We start from the raw sequence: 14,868 nt of genomic DNA, 5'->3' as shown, positions 1-14,868 counted from the left end.
GCGACAGGCTTCACGCCCCGAGCACACCACCGCCCGGCATAAACGCGCGGAGGGCTGCGACGCATGTCCGCTGGCGGGATCCAGGGCCAGCGGCCACACTGTCCCGGTCGACCCCATTCATTCTCGCCACCTGGCCTCGCTTTCATGATGATCCTGCGCCCCCGCACTGCCCTGTTCACCGCCCTGGCCCTGGCCAGCCCGAGCCTGCCGCTGGCCGCGCAGGAAGCCGCGCCCACGCCGGCCTCGCCGGAAGCCTGCGCCCTGGTGGATACCGACGCGGCGCGCCTGGCGTGCTACGACAAGCTGTTCGGCCACACCCGCGGCGTAACCGTGGCGGCCGACGCGGCGGCCACCGCTGCCCAGGAAGCCCGTCGCGAAGAACGCCAGGCAGCGCGCAGCGCCGAGGCCGATGCACCGGCCACCCAGCGTGCCAAGCAGCGCCTGGGCGAGCTGTTCAAGAGCGACGGTCACGACCAGGCGCTGGCCAACGCGGGCAAGGGTTCGTTGCTGGACAGCCGCTGGGAACTGGCCCAGGACTCCAAGCTGGGCGCGTTCCAGTTGCGTGCCTACAAGCCGGTGTACCTGCTGCCGGCGTTCTGGACCAGCGACAAGAACCAGACGCCGCAGTCGCCGAACCCGGCCAACACGGTGGCCACGCCGCAGCTGCTGGACAGCAACGAGCTGAAGTTCCAGCTGAGCTTCAAGACCAAGGTGGTGGAGAACCTGTTCGGCGACAACGGCGACATCTGGGCCGGGTACACCCAGAGTTCGCGCTGGCAGGCCTACAACGCCGAGAACTCGCGCCCGTTCCGCGAAACCAATTACGAACCTGAAATCATGATGCTGTTCCGCAACGGCTACTCGATCGGTGGCTGGCGTGGGCGCATGAGCGGGATCGGCGTCAACCACATGTCCAATGGCCGTGCCGATCCGCTGTCGCGCAGCTGGAACCGGGTGATCGCCACCATCGGCCTGGACCGCGAGAACTGGGCGCTGGTGCTGCGCCCCTGGTATCGCCTGCCGGAAGACCGCAAGGACGACAACAACCCGGACATCGAGGATTACATGGGCCGTGGCGACGCGACCCTGACCTGGAACCGCAACGGCCACGAAGTCTCGTTGATGGCGCGCCATTCGCTGCGCGGCGGCGACCGTTCGCACGGGGCGGTGCAGCTCGATTACGGCTTCCCGATCAGCAACCTGCTGCGCGGCCACGTGCAGGTGTTCGATGGCTACGGCGAGAGCATGATCGACTACAACCACAAGGCCACCTACATCGGCCTCGGCGTGTCGCTGCTGGAGTGGTATTGATGGCGGTGACGATCTGGCACAACCCGCGTTGCAGCAACTCGCGCGGGGCCCTGGAGATCCTGCGCGGGCGGGGCATCGAACCCACCGTCATCGAGTACCTGAAGGACCCGCCGGACCGCGCCACGCTGCAGGCGCTGGTGGGCGCCATGGGGACGGGGGCACGCAGGCTGCTGCGCGACAAGGAGGCGGCGTACGCCGACCTCGGGCTGGCCAATCCGCTGCTGGACGATGCCGCGTTGATCGAGGCGATGCTGCAGCACCCGGAACTGATCAATCGCCCGATCGTGCGTACCCCCCAGGGCGTCCGCCTGTGCCGGCCACCGGAAACGGTGCTGGAGATCCTGCCGGCGTAAGCCGCGCCTCAACCGCCGCAGCGGCTCACGCAGCGGCTGCGGTTTTCGCCGCAGGTGAGCGCGGGCAAGCGGTTGCGGCAGTAGTCGGCACTGGCCTGGCAGCGCTTGCGGAGGTCCGGGTTGTCGATCGTGCCGCAGCGGGTATCGCGCTGCGTCGCCACGCCGGCGCCGCAACGGTCGCTGCTGTCGACGCTCGAGGAGCTGGTCATGCAGCTGTCGAAATGACGCTGGCACTGCTCCATGCATTGGTTGGCGGCCGTCACCTCGCGCAGGCCGGGCGGATCGTAGCGGTCGCCGCCGCTGCTGCAGGCGCTGCACAGCAGCGCCAGTACGGTGACCAGAAGCATCCTTGGCATGTGTCGCTCCCTGTTGGATCCATCGCGAGGTTATCAAACGCCTCCGGCGCACGCAGTCGCCACCGGCTCAGCGCCAGTCGGTGATGCCTTCGCGGCGGTACACCTCGATGAAGGCCGGGCGCGCCTTGAGGCGGTCGGCGTAGGCCTTCAGCACCGGCCAGCGATCGCCCGGGGTGGGCATGTTGCGCGACCAGCGCAGCAGCATCACCAGCATGAAATCGACCACGCTCAGCTGGTCGCCCAGCACATACGGGCCAGCGCCCTGCAGGTGGTCGGCCAGGCGTTGCCACGCCGCTTCCAGGCGTTGCCGCGCATGCTGTCGGGTGGCCTCGCTGTTCTCCGCACCGGCCATTTCATCGGCGTAAAACCACGCGCGGTAGGCAGGCTGCACGGTGTTGGCACACCAGAACATCCAACGATACGCCTCGCCGCGTTGCGGGCTGCCCACCGGCGGCAGCAGGCCGGCCTGCGGGTGCAGGTCGGCCAGGTGCAGCGCGATCGCCGCCGCTTCGGTCAGCACCTGCCCATCCAGCACCAGGGTGGGCACCACGCCGGCCGGGTTCAGCGCCAGGTACGCGGCCGACTTCTGCTCGCGGGTGTCGAAGTCGAGCAGCACCAGCTCGTGCTCGATGCCCAGTTCGATCAACAACCAGTGCACCACCAGCGATGCGGTGCTGGAGGAGCCATACAAGGTGGTCGGCATGCGCGGCGCCTGTTGGGGGGACGCTGCCGATTATGCCCGCTGTGGCGGCCTACGATGGATACAGATCGGCCAGCGCCGGACGCCCCGCTGTGGCTGTCGGCGATGCGGCCACCGGCCTAGCATGCGACACCCCCTTGCGCACTGGAGCGCGGCATGCCCGACCTCTCCCACCTGCTCGCCTTCGGCCTGCTTTCGCTGGGCATGGTGCTCACCCCGGGCCCGAACATGCTCTACCTGGTATCGCGCTCGATCTGCCAGGGACGCGCGGCCGGGCTGGTGTCGCTGTCCGGGATCGCCGTCGGGTTCCTGGTGTACCTGCTGTGCGCCGCGCTCGGCATCACCGCGTTGTTGATGGCGGTGCCGCATGCCTACGACGCGCTGCGCATCGCCGGCGCGCTGTACCTGCTGTACCTGGCCTGGCAGGCGCTGCGGCCCGGTGGTCGCTCGCCGTTCGAACTGCGCGAGCTGGCGCGCGACAGCCCGCGCCGACTGTTTTCGATGGGCCTGTTCACCGCCCTGCTCAACCCCAAGATCGCGGTGATGTACCTGTCGTTGCTGCCGCAGTTCATCCAGCCCCACGGGCACGGCAGCGTGATGGCGCAATCGGTGGCGCTGGGGCTGGTGCAGATTGCCACCAGCCTGGGCGTCAACGCGCTGATCGTGCTGGCTGCCGGCAGCATCGCCACGTTGCTGGCCGGGCGCCCTCGCTGGCAGACGCTGCAACGGGGGCTGATGGGCACGGTGCTGGGCGGGCTGGCGGTGCGGATGCTGGTGGACGCGCGACGCTGAGCGCGGGCCGACCCGCCGGCCGACGCGCCGGCCGATCCTGGCGCGATCCATCGCGCACACCGCGCCGCGCGACGCCGCCGGCATACGCAACCAGAAACGGCGCCCGAAGGCGCCGTTCTCTGCCATCGCGGTGCCGACTGACAGTCGGCCCCCAACGGGTCAGGCCACCACCACCGGGATCTTGCCGATGCGGGCCTGCCATTCGCGCGGGCCGGTGATGTGCACCGACTCGCCGGTGGAATCCACCGCCACGGTCACCGGCATGTCCTGCACGGTGAACTCGTAGATGGCCTCCATGCCCAGGTCGGCGAAGCCGACCACCTTGGCCGCCTTGATCGCCTTGGAGACGAGGTAGGCCGAGCCACCGACCGCCATCAGGTAGGCCGACTTGTTGTCACGGATCGCCTCGATCGCGGCCGGGCCGCGCTCGGCCTTGCCGACCATGCCCAGCAGGCCGGTCTGTTCCAGCACCTGGCGGGTGAACTTGTCCATGCGGGTGGCGGTGGTCGGGCCAGCCGGGCCCACCACTTCGTCGCGCACCGGATCGACCGGGCCCACGTAGTAGATGAAGCGGCCCTTGAGGTCGACCGGCAGCGGCTCGCCCTTGTCCAGCATTTCCACCATGCGCTTGTGCGCGGCATCGCGACCGGTCAGCAGCTTGCCGTTGAGCAGCAGGGTCTGGCCGGGCGTCCAGCTGGCGACGTCTTCCGGGGTGATCGTGTCCAGATCGACGCGGGTGCCCTTGGACGCGTCGTAGGTGATCTGCGGCCAGTCTTCCAGCGACGGCGGATCGAGCATCACCGGGCCGCTGCCATCTAGGGTGAAGTGTGCGTGGCGGGTGGCGGCGCAGTTGGGGATCATCGCCACCGGCAGGTTGGCCGCGTGGGTCGGGAAGTCCTTGACCTTGATGTCCAGCACGGTGGTCAGGCCGCCCAGGCCCTGCGCGCCGATGCCCAGCGCGTTGACCTTGTCGAACAGCTCCAAGCGCAGTTCTTCGGCGCGGTTGGAGGCGCCACGGGCCTTCAGTTCGTTGATGTCGATCGGCTCCATCAGCGACTCTTTGGCCAGCAGCATCGCCTTCTCGGCGGTGCCGCCGATGCCGATCCCGAGCATGCCCGGCGGGCACCAGCCAGCGCCCATGGTCGGCACGGTCTTGAGCACCCAGTCCACGATCGAGTCGGACGGATTGAGCATGGCGAACTTGCTCTTGGCTTCCGAGCCGCCGCCCTTGGCCGCCACGATGACCTCGACGTGGTCGCCCGGCACCACCTTGACGTTGACCACGCCCGGCGTGTTGTCCCTGGTATTGGTGCGCTTGCCCGCCGGATCGGCCAGCACCGAGGCGCGCAGCTTGTTGTCCGGATGGTTGTAGGCGCGGCGCACGCCTTCGTTGGCCATGTCTTCCACGCCCATGGTGGCGTCGTCCCAGCGGACGTTCATGCCGATTTCCAGGAACACGGTGACGATGCCGGTGTCCTGGCAGATCGGGCGGTGGCCTTCGGCGCACATCCGCGAGTTGATCAGGATCTGGGCCATTGCCTCCTTGGCAGCCGGCGACTCCTCGCGCTCATAGGCGGCGGAGAGGCTCTTGATGTAATCGACCGGGTGGTAGTACGAGATGTACTGCAGCGCGTCGGCGATGGACTGGATGAGGTCTTCCTGCTTGATCGATGTCACGACTTGCTCGCTTGCTGGAGGCTGGCGGGGATTCAGCCCATCATTTTACCCCCCCTCGCGCCGCCAAGGGGCATCGGTCGTGGGGCGACACCCGGCATCGCCACGGCGCGCCGTCTGCGGCACAGTGGTCCCAGCCCCGTCACAACCGCGCCCCCGGCGGCGTCCTCCCGGCATGACCCCGACCGATACCTTCCAGACCCACCGCCCCCGCCTGTTCGCCTTGGCCTACCGCCTGCTGGGCAGCCGCAGCGACGCCGAGGACATCGTCCAGGACGCCTGGCTTCGCTGGCAGGGCGCCGACACCGCCGCGATCCGCGACCCGGAGGGCTGGCTGGTGACCGCCACCACCCGGCTGGGGCTGGACCGGCTGCGCGCCATGCGCAACGCCAGGGTCCAGTACGTGGGCCCGTGGCTGCCCGAACCGCTGGAGATCGCGCTGGATCCGGATCCGCTGCACGACCCGGCCCAGCGGCACGCGTTGGCCGATGAGGTCTCGGTGGCCTTCCTGGCCCTGCTCGAACAACTGAAGCCGGACGAGCGCGCCGCGTTCCTGCTCAAGGACGTGTTCGACTACGACTACCCCGAGATCGCCCCGCTGCTGGAGCACAGCCCGGCCAACTGCCGCCAACTGGTGCATCGCGCGCGCCAGCGCCTGCAGGCTGGCAAACCACGCTTCGACGTCTCGCCGGCGCAGCACCGCGACCTGCTCACCCGCTTCATGGAGGCCTCCCAGCGCGGCGACCAGGCCGCGATCCTGTCGCTGCTGCACGCCAACGCCGAGATGGTGTCCGACGGCGGTGGACGGGTCACCGCGGCGCTCCGCCCCCTGCTCGGCGCCGAGCGCATCGCGCAACTGTACTGGGCCATCGCGCGGCGCAACGGCGCGCACCCGGCCCGGCTCGGCTACGTCAACGGCGAGCCCGCGATCCTGCGCTTCCAGGGTGCGCACCTGCACTCGATCACCCTGGTCAGCATCGACGGTGAGCGGATCGCGCAGGTATTGAGCGTGCTCAATCCGGAAAAACTGACCGCACTTGTCACAGCGGGTGATGCGGGCGCGTCCTCCTGATGAAGACGGCCAGCGTGGCCGTCATGGAGTCCGTGATGTCCACCTCGCCCCGCGTTCCGTATTTCCGTCTGGCCAACGAGGCAATCAAAGGCCTGCTGGCCACCAGCAAGGCCGTGCATGACAGCTCGATCGACCCGACGCTGATGGAGCTGGTGTTCCTGCGCGTCTCGCAGATCAACGGCTGTGGCTACTGCATGGACATGCACGGCACGGCCCTGCGCAAGGGCGGCATCGAGCCGCGCAAGCTGGATACGCTGCCGGCGTGGCACGAGAGCCGCTTCTTCGACGCGCGCGAACGCGCGGCGCTGGGCTGGGCCGAGGCCCTGACCCGCTTGCCCGATGGGGCGCCGTCCGATGCGGCGTTCGATGCACTGGCGCCCCATTTCGATGAAAAGGGCATCAGCGATCTCAGCGTGGGGGTAGCAGTGATCAATGCGTGGAACCGGCTGGGCGCCGGGCTGCTGCCGCCGCTGCCGTAGGGTACGCGCCATCGCATGCACGCTGCCGCGCCCACGCGGTGCTGCGCAAAACGTGCGCCGCTCTTGCCGCTAGCCACACTCCCGCCGCTTCGCGGCCGCCCCCTGACTCAGGGGGCGCTTCTCCGGGCTTATCCCATCCGTTGACATGCCCCAAGGCAGAATGGCGGCCATGCCCGCCTCCCTCGCCGCCGGCGCTGCCGGCCAGAAGAATCCCAGCCTGCGCGAACGCTTCCAGGCGATGCGCAACCTGCCCCCGTTCCTGCGCCAGGTCTGGCAGACCAGTCCCTGGCTGGCATCCGCGAGCCTGGGACTGCGCCTGATCCGCGCCCTGCTGCCGGTGGCGATGCTCTACGTCGGCAAGCTCATCATCGATGCCGCCCTGCACCTGAGCCAGCACGAGGCCGGCTTCCCGCCGTTCGGCGAGGCGCTGTCCAGCGGCCTGCTCAATCCGCTGCTGGGCCTGCTGGCGCTGGAGTTCGGCCTGGCGATCGGCTCGGACCTGCTCGGCCGGATGGTCAACTACGCCGACACGCTGCTCTCCGAGCTGTTCACCAACGTCACCAGCGTGCGGCTGATGGAGCATGCCGCCGAACTCGACCTGGAAGATTTCGAAGATCCCGACCTGCAGGACAAGCTGGACCGTGCGCGGCGCCAGACCATGGGCCGGATGAACCTGATGAGCCAGCTCTTCGGCCAGGTGCAGGACAGCATCACCGTGGCCAGCCTGGCGGTGGGCCTGCTGGTGTACGCACCGTGGCTGATCCTGCTGCTGGCGGTGGCGCTGGTGCCGGCCTTCATCGGCGAATCGCACTTCAACGCGGCCGGCTACTCGCTCAACTTCCAGTGGACGCCCGAGCGCCGCCAGCTCGACTACCTGCGCCAGATCGGCGCCAGCGTGGAAACCGCCAAGGAGGTGAAGATCTTCAACCTCCACCGCTTCCTGATCGAGCGTTACAAATTCCTGGCCGACAAGTTCTTCCACGCCAACCGCGCACTGGCGCGCAAGCGCGCGTTCTGGGGCACCCTGCTGGCCGCGCTGGGCACGCTGGGGTATTACACGGCCTACGCGTACATCGCCTGGCGCACCGTGCGCGGCGACTTCTCGATCGGCGACCTCACCTTCCTGGCCGGCAGCTTCCTGCGCCTGCGCCAGTTGCTGGAAGGCCTGCTGATCGGCTTCTCGCAGGTGGCCGGGCAGGCGCTGTACCTGGACGACCTGTTCTCGTTCTTCCAGATCCAGCCGGAAATCCACTCGCGCACCGATGCCGTGGCGATCCCGCAGCCGATCCGGCAGGGCTTCGTGTTCGAGGACGTGGGCTTCCGCTACCCGGAGGCGGAGCGCTGGGCGGTGCGCCACCTGGACTTCGAGCTGCGCGCCGGCGAGGTACTGGCGCTGGTCGGCGAGAACGGCGCCGGCAAGACCACCCTGGTGAAGCTGCTGGCACGCCTGTACGACCCCGACGAAGGCCGCATCCTGCTCGACGGCCGCGACCTGCGCGATTACGACCTGGACGACCTGCGCGCCAACATGGGGGTGATCTTCCAGGACTTCGTGCGCTACAACCTGAGCGCCGGCGAGAACATCGGGGTGGGCCTGGTCGAGGCGATGACCGACGACGCGCGCATCCGCGATGCCGCCCGCCGCGGCATGGCCGACGAGGTCATCAACGCCCTGCCCCACGGCTACGAGCAGCTCATCGGCCGGCGCTTCAAGCAGGGCGTGGACCTGTCCGGCGGGCAGTGGCAGAAGATCGCCATCGCCCGAGCCTACATGCGCGATGCACAGGTGATGATCCTGGACGAGCCCACCGCGGCGCTGGATGCACGCAGCGAGTTCGAGGTATTCCAGCGCTTCAAGGAACTGTCCGAACAGCGCACCGCCGTGCTCATCTCGCACCGGTTCTCCTCGGTGCGCATGGCCGACCGCATCCTGGTGCTGGCCGACGGCCGGATCGAGGCCAGCGGCACCCATGCCGACCTGATGACCCAGGGCGGCCGCTATGCCGAATTGTTCGAGCTGCAGGCCGCCGGGTACCGTTGAAACCCCCATTCCACCTGCCTTTCCGGCCAGTCAATGAGAATTTATCTCATTTGAGATAAACTGGGCCCGACAACACAGATCAGACCCCACCCCCATGTCTTCCGCTTTCGGCGCCGAAACGGTGCTTGAGGTCCGTCACTGGACCGACGCCTACTTCAGCTTCACCACGACCCGCGACAGCGGCTTCCGCTTCGAGAACGGCCAGTTCGTGATGATCGGCCTGGAAACCGAGGCGCGCCCGCTGCTGCGTGCGTACTCCATCGCCAGTGCCAACTGGGAGGAGAACCTGGAGTTCTTCAGCATCAAGGTCCAGGACGGCCCGCTCACCTCGCGCCTGCAGCACATCAAGCCGGGCGACAAGGTGCTGGTCGGCAAGAAGCCCACCGGCACCCTGCTGATCAGCGACCTGCACCCGGGCAAGCACCTGTACCTGCTGGGCACCGGCACCGGCCTGGCGCCGTGGCTGTCGGTGATCAAGGACCCGGAAACCTACGAGCGTTTCGACAAGGTGATCCTCACCCACGGCGTGCGCTACGAAAAGGACCTCGCCTACCGCGACCTGTTCGAGAAGGAACTGCGCGAGCACGAATTCCTCGGCGAGATGATCGGCGACAAGCTGCTGTACTACCCGGCCGTCACCCGTGAAGCCTTCCCCAACCAGGGCCGGCTGACCTCGCTGATGGAAAGCGGGGAAATGCAGAAGACCCTCGGCCTGCCGCCGCTGGACCCGGAAAACGATCGCGCCATGATCTGCGGCAGCCCGCAGATGCTGGCCGACCTGCGCACCGTGCTGGACAGCCGCGGCTTCCAGACCTCCCCGCGCATCGGTACCCCGGGCCATTACGTGTTCGAGCGCGCGTTCGTCGAGAAGTAAGCGCGTGGCGCACCGGTAGAGCCACGCCATGCGTGGCTGGGGCCGTCCACGGGACCGCCGACCGCTGCCCGGGTCCCCCGCCAACCCGCCAGGCCCCCGTTCGGCTATATTCCGCGTCAGCCCGGCACCGGCCGGGCCTGACCTGGAACCGCGCCCGATGATCAGGAAGATCCGCCCCGCCCTCGCCTGCGTGCTGCTTGCCGCGGGCCTGGCCGCCCACGCTGCCGCGCCCACCAATCCATCCCCGAAAGCCGGCGACATCCCGCCGCAGATCCTCGGCAAGGACCGCGAGGGCAACGTCGTCGACCTGGCCAGCCAGCGCGGCAAGATCGTCATCGTCACCTTCTGGGCGTCCTGGTGTGGCCCGTGCCGCAAGGAGCTGCCGATCCTGGGCCACCTGCAGAAGGTGATCGGGCATGACGCGCTGCAGGTGTATGCGGTGAATCTCAAGGAACCGCGCAACGATTTCGCCGCCATCGCCCGCAGCCGCACCGCCCCGCCGCTGGACTACATCCACGACGCCAAGGGCGTGGTCAGCGACGAATACGGCATCCAGGCGATCCCGCACATGTTCATCATCGGCCACGACGGCCGCATCGCGCGCGTGCATCGCGGCTACTCCGAACAGAGCCTGCCGGAGATCGTCCAGGACATCCTGGCGCTGCTGCCCGAGGACGTGCGCAACCGGCAGGCCGGCGGCTGATACGCGTCCCGCCGCACCGCGCCCTGCGTCGGTGGGCGCGCGGCGATCATTGATGCGAGCGGCCGGCCAACGACCGGCATTACCCGGCCAGCGCGGCCTCGATGTCGCCGCGCAGTGATTCGGGCTTGTCGGTCGGGGCGTAGCGCTGCAGTACCTGGCCGTCGCGGCCGATCAGGAACTTGCTGAAGTTCCACTTGATCCCGCGCGTGCCGAGCACCCCGGATTTTTCCGCCTTCAACCATTGCCACAGCGGATGGGCACCCTCGCCGTTGACCTCGACCTTCTCCGACAGCGGGAAGTCCACCGCGTAGGTCAACGAACAGAACGCGCGGATCTCCTCGGCATCGCCCGGTTCCTGGTGGCCGAACTGATCGCAGGGGAAGCCGATCACCACCAGCCCGCGCGGCCCGAATTCCCGCCACAGCGCTTCCAGCCCTTCGTACTGCGGGGTAAACCCGCACTTGCTGGCCACATTCACCAGCAACAGGACCTGGCCCTGATACTGCTCCAGCGCCTGCGGTTCGCCGGCGAGGTCAACGAAGGAAAAATCGAAGGCAGTAGTCATGGGATCGGCTCAGGCGGTAGACGGGCATCTTAGCGCCGCCGGGCGTCGGGGCGGGTCAACGGCCGCCGACCGGATCCCGCTGCGTGGGCAACATGCCTTTCGACACAAGCCCGCCGCCGTCGCCCCGGGTTACCCTCGGGCACTTGTCTGACCGGAGAATTCCCCTTGACCACCCGTCTTGCCCTTGCCGTCGCCGTGACCCTCGGCCTTGCCCTGCCCGCCTATTCCGCCGTTGCCGCCGCCCCCGCCGCCGCGGCCGCCCAGCAGGCCAACCCGTTCTTCGCCGACAGCCCACTGCCGCTGCACTACCCGCAGTTCGACAAGATCAAGGACAGCGACTTCGCCCCGGCCTTCGACGCCGGCATGGCGCAGCAGCTGAAGGAAGTGGACGCGATCGCCAACAACAAGGCCAAGCCGACCTTCGACAACACCCTCATCGCCCTGGAAAAGAGCGGTGACACCCTGGACCGCGCCACCACCGTGTTCTTCAGCCTGGTCGGCGCCGACACCAACGACGCGCGCAAGAAGCTGCAGGCCGACTACTCGGCCAAGTTCGCCGCGCACAGCGATGCCATCGCCCTCAACGGCAAGCTGTTCGCCCGCATCCAAGCCCTGTACGACACCCGCACCCAGCTCGGCCTCGACGCCGAAGGCGTGCGCCTGGTCGAGAAGTACTACGACAGCTACGTCCGCTCGGGCGCCAAGCTCAACGAAGCCGACAAGACCAAGCTCAAGGCGATGAACGCCGAGCTGGCCAACCTGGGCACCAAGTTCAGCCAGAACGTGCAGAACGAAGTGAACGCCTCGGCCGTGGTCGTGGACGACGTCAAGCAGCTCGACGGCCTGTCCGACGAGCAGATCGCCGCTGCCGCCGAAGCCGCCAAGGCCCGCAAGCTGGACGGCAAGTACGTCATCGCGCTGCTCAACACCACCGGCCAGCCGCCGCTGACCAACCTGCGCAACCGCGACCTGCGCAAGAAGATCTACGAAGCCTCGATCACCCGCGGCAGCCGCGGCGGTGAGTTCGACAACACCGCGCTGGTCTCGCGCATCATGCAGCTGCGCGCCGACAAGGCCAAGCTGATGGGCTTTGCCAACTTCGCCGCCTACAACCTGACCAACCAGACCGCCAAGACCCCCGAAGCGGTCAACGCCATGCTCGGCCAGCTCGCCCCGGCCGCCGTCGCCAACGCCAAGCGCGAAGCGGCCGACCTGCAGGCCATGATCGACAAGGAACAGAAGGCCGCCGGCAAGCCGACCTTCCAGCTCGAAGCGTGGGACTGGGCCTTCTACAGCGAGAAGGTGCGCCAGGCCAAGTACAACTTCGACGAATCCCAGCTCAAGCCGTACTTCGAGCTGAAGAACGTGCTGGAGAACGGCGTGTTCTTCGCCGCCAACCAGGAATACGGCCTGACCTTCAAGCAGCGCACCGACCTGCCGGTCTACCACGAGGACGTCACCGTCTATGACGTGTTCGACGCCGACGGCAGCCAGCTGGCGATCTTCATCTTCGACCCCTACGCACGCGCCTCCAAGCGTGGCGGTGCGTGGATGAACTCGTATGTGTCCCAGTCCGAGTTGACCGGCTTCAAGCCGGTGGTCGCCAACCACCTCAACATCCCCAAGCCGCCGGCCGGCCAGCCGTCGCTGCTGACCTGGGATGAAGTGACCACCACCTTCCACGAGTTCGGCCACGCCCTGCACGGCATGTTCTCCAACGTGAAGTACCCGTACTTCTCGGGCACCGCCGTGCCGCGCGACTTCGTCGAGTTCCCCTCGCAGGTCAATGAAATGTGGTCGGACAACCCGGCCATCCTGAAGAACTACGCCAAGCACTACCAGAACGGCACCGCCATGCCGCAGGCGCTGCTGGACAAGGTGATCGCCGCGGCCAAGTTCAACCAGGGCTTTGCCACCACCGAGTATCTCGGTGCGGCCATGCTCGACCAGCGCTGGCACCAGATCGGTCCGGACCAGGTCCCGGCCGCAAAGGACGTGATGGCCTTCGAGCGCGCCGCGCTGGAGAAGGACGGCATCTACTACGCGCCGGTTCCGCCGCGCTACAAGACCCCGTACTTCAGCCACATCATGGGCGGCTACTCGGCCGGCTACTACGCCTACATCTGGTCGGAAGTGCTCGACGCCAACACCCAGAAGTGGTTCCGCGAGAACGGCGGCCTGAGCCGCAAGAACGGCGACCATTTCCGCCAGACCCTGCTGTCCAAGGGCGGCAGCGTGGATGCGATGGAGCTGTTCCGCACCTTCGCCGGGCATGAGCCGCAGATCGAACCGCTGCTGGAGAAGCGTGGTTTGACCGGTGGTGATGGCAAGAAATAAGCGTTCGATTCAACGACGCATGTAAACAGGACCGCCCGGCATTGCCGGGCGGTTTTTTGTTGCCGATCACGTGAGAGGATCCCGCCCCCCCCCATTTGACAAGTGCAATATGTACAATCCAGCCCGACAGGTGCCAAATCCAGCGCTCGGCCCTAGCTGCCCTGGCTCATGGGATGGGCCCGGGCAGCAGATTCGAAAATGGCAGAATCGGCTTAAGAAGCTGATTGAAAAAGCACTTGTGAATAATTGCCACCTGCCCTTCGGGGTCTTTGATGCGGCATATGGTGGGCTGCCGGGCATGCCGCGAGGATATTGAGTTGCTTCATGATATTGATGAGGCTGATGACGTCATCTTCTTGCTCTCAACCGACTGGTTCTCGACCTGGATCGTTTCCTTGGGGCAATGGAGTGGCGGACAGGCTTCAATAGAGCAGACGAAAAATGTCGCTAGGCGCGCCGCATCGGGCATTCTTTCGGAAGCCGATGACTACTATTTCGTGGATCTTTCGCCGACCAGAAAGGCGGCGACCTTTGATCGGTTCGTCAAGGAGCTGAGGCCGAGCTTGAATGAACGAGAGTCGCGGGATTTTCGTACGCTGGTGAGTTCGTTAACCGGCCATTCGCTGCTCTCCCGGGAGCAGAGGTGGGCGCTCAAGGCGGTTCTGATTCGTGAGATGGCCTGCGGTTTCGGGGCTGACGCTCACGCTGCATTGGGCGAGGGAGTGGTACTCGCGGTGATCAAAACTCTGGAGCTGCTCGGTGTCGGTGAGATTCCATTCCAGCCTGAAAGCAGGTGGGACGTGGAGCTCGATGGCAAATTTGGTGGTCTTGCTGGAAGGCTCGAGGACTACGCGAGTTCTGCCTATGCCCCCAATGTGCTCTTGCAGGAAGTGGCACGCGCCACTTGTCGTCTACAGTACGGCCCGTTTGACGTTGAGCTGCTCGCTGATTGGTGGGCGGGTAAAACTCAGGAGCTCTCAATGTACGTCGATCCGCGCTCGCTCACCATCCTGTTGTCTGAGTGTAGTGAGCTGGGTGGAGACTCGTAGACACCCCTCTGGTTTCCGATGTTAGTGGTGTCGAGTTGTACGCGGAGTCCTAGCAGGTCCAGTTTGAAGGCCAATGCTCAATCACAAGGGCTCAATCACAAGGAGATTTGACGTGAAGAAGTCTTTTCCGAAGAACGGATTATCGGCTTCCTGCGCGAAGCCGAGGCTCGTATATCAATCAATGGCCTATGCCGCCAGCACGGCTTCAGCGAGGCCTTGTATTACCTTTGACGCAGCAAGTTCGGCGGCATGAGCGTGCCCTACGCCAAGCGGCTCAAGTACCTGGACGCTGAAAGAATGCGTCTGAGGAAGCTACTCGCGGAACAGGTTGTCGAGAACGGCGTCATCAAGTACGCGTTGCGAAAAAATGGTGACCGTACCGGCGCGCAGGCTGCTGGTGCTGGGCGTGGCGTGGCGTTCGCGGTCGGGAGCAGCCACCCATGGGGTGGTTCTACCGGTTGACGGGGTTCTCAGTCGCGCGTGCAGTTGGCGGGGCAGTAAATCGTGGGGGGAGGCGGATTAATGCATGAGGGAAGCGAACTGCCTCGGCCACCGAGTTGAC

14 protein-coding genes and 1 pseudogene are annotated in these 14,868 nt (G+C 66.6%); 11 read left to right on the top strand and 4 right to left on the bottom strand.

Annotated elements, in window-relative coordinates:
* The first annotated feature begins 147 nt into the window (after positions 1–147).
* Together AC06FD_RS03645 and arsC are read left to right on the top strand one after the other, a co-directional pair.
* A complete protein-coding gene (locus AC06FD_RS03645; RefSeq protein WP_478076992.1) occupies positions 148–1,311 on the top strand; it encodes a phospholipase A in 1,164 nt (387 codons plus the stop codon).
* The gene (gene arsC / locus AC06FD_RS03640; RefSeq protein WP_449335717.1) at positions 1,311–1,664 is read left to right on the top strand and encodes an arsenate reductase (glutaredoxin); all 354 of its coding nucleotides are present in this window, start codon (positions 1,311–1,313) and stop codon (positions 1,662–1,664) included. Before AC06FD_RS03645 ends, arsC begins: the two co-directional genes overlap by 1 nt.
* An 8-nt stretch (positions 1,665–1,672) precedes the next feature.
* Here arsC and AC06FD_RS03635 read toward each other — a convergent pair whose 3' ends face one another.
* The gene (locus AC06FD_RS03635; protein WP_478076991.1) at positions 1,673–2,020 is read right to left on the bottom strand and encodes a hypothetical protein; all 348 of its coding nucleotides are present in this window, start codon (positions 2,018–2,020) and stop codon (positions 1,673–1,675) included.
* Positions 2,021–2,087: 67 nt separating this feature from the next.
* The gene (locus tag AC06FD_RS03630; RefSeq protein ID WP_259203310.1) at positions 2,088–2,723 is read right to left on the bottom strand and encodes a glutathione S-transferase family protein; all 636 of its coding nucleotides are present in this window, start codon (positions 2,721–2,723) and stop codon (positions 2,088–2,090) included.
* Positions 2,724–2,876: 153 nt separating this feature from the next.
* Between AC06FD_RS03630 and AC06FD_RS03625 the strand changes: the two genes are divergently transcribed.
* Positions 2,877–3,512: a LysE family translocator gene (locus AC06FD_RS03625; RefSeq protein ID WP_478076990.1), complete on the top strand. Its 636-nt coding sequence runs from the start codon at positions 2,877–2,879 to the stop codon at positions 3,510–3,512.
* Between the two features lie 159 nt (positions 3,513–3,671).
* Here the strand turns inward: AC06FD_RS03625 and AC06FD_RS03620 are convergent, their stop codons facing one another.
* Positions 3,672–5,189, bottom strand: a complete 1,518-nt coding sequence (locus AC06FD_RS03620; protein WP_259203312.1) for a fumarate hydratase — start codon at positions 5,187–5,189, stop codon at positions 3,672–3,674.
* A gap of 172 nt (positions 5,190–5,361) precedes the next feature.
* On the opposite strand from AC06FD_RS03620, the gene AC06FD_RS03615 reads away from it, so the two are divergent.
* The 5 genes from AC06FD_RS03615 (at position 5,362) to AC06FD_RS03595 (ending at position 10,355) form a co-directional block, all read left to right on the top strand.
* Positions 5,362–6,258 (top strand): RNA polymerase sigma-70 factor, encoded by an 897-nt coding sequence (locus AC06FD_RS03615; protein ID WP_478076989.1) that lies wholly within the window; start codon positions 5,362–5,364, stop codon positions 6,256–6,258.
* A gap of 35 nt (positions 6,259–6,293) precedes the next feature.
* Positions 6,294–6,737, top strand: coding sequence for a carboxymuconolactone decarboxylase family protein (locus AC06FD_RS03610; RefSeq protein WP_256775565.1), 444 nt, complete (start codon positions 6,294–6,296; stop codon positions 6,735–6,737).
* 169 nt (positions 6,738–6,906) lie between these two features.
* Positions 6,907–8,778, top strand: coding sequence for an ABC transporter ATP-binding protein (locus AC06FD_RS03605; RefSeq protein ID WP_478076988.1), 1,872 nt, complete (start codon positions 6,907–6,909; stop codon positions 8,776–8,778).
* Between the two features lie 94 nt (positions 8,779–8,872).
* Positions 8,873–9,652 carry a ferredoxin--NADP reductase gene (locus tag AC06FD_RS03600; RefSeq protein WP_019185907.1) on the top strand — a complete coding sequence of 260 codons (780 nt, stop codon included), beginning with the start codon at positions 8,873–8,875 and terminating at the stop codon, positions 9,650–9,652.
* 157 nt (positions 9,653–9,809) lie between these two features.
* A complete protein-coding gene (locus AC06FD_RS03595) occupies positions 9,810–10,355 on the top strand; it encodes a TlpA family protein disulfide reductase (protein WP_478076987.1) in 546 nt (181 codons plus the stop codon).
* Positions 10,356–10,434: 79 nt separating this feature from the next.
* On the opposite strand, the gene AC06FD_RS03590 is transcribed toward AC06FD_RS03595, so the two are convergent.
* The gene (locus AC06FD_RS03590) at positions 10,435–10,920 is read right to left on the bottom strand and encodes a glutathione peroxidase (protein WP_259203322.1); all 486 of its coding nucleotides are present in this window, start codon (positions 10,918–10,920) and stop codon (positions 10,435–10,437) included.
* A 165-nt stretch (positions 10,921–11,085) separates the two neighbouring features.
* Between AC06FD_RS03590 and AC06FD_RS03585 the strand changes: the two genes are divergently transcribed.
* The 3 genes and pseudogenes from AC06FD_RS03585 to AC06FD_RS03575 form a co-directional block, all read left to right on the top strand.
* Complete coding sequence (locus AC06FD_RS03585; protein ID WP_449335723.1) at positions 11,086–13,257, top strand: M3 family metallopeptidase; 2,172 nt, start codon at positions 11,086–11,088, stop codon at positions 13,255–13,257.
* 317 nt (positions 13,258–13,574) lie between these two features.
* Entirely contained in the window at positions 13,575–14,306 is a 732-nt protein-coding gene (locus tag AC06FD_RS03580) for a hypothetical protein (RefSeq protein WP_478076986.1), read from the top strand.
* 138 nt (positions 14,307–14,444) lie between these two features.
* Positions 14,445–14,706 (top strand): annotated as a pseudogene (locus AC06FD_RS03575) (transposase); the annotation flags it as partial.
* Positions 14,707–14,868 lie beyond the last annotated feature (162 nt).

Source organism: Stenotrophomonas sp. Steno-Z1 (assembly GCF_056393175.1).
The sequence above is the reverse complement of the archived record's forward strand: the minus strand, read 5'-3'. Positions and strand labels throughout refer to the sequence as shown.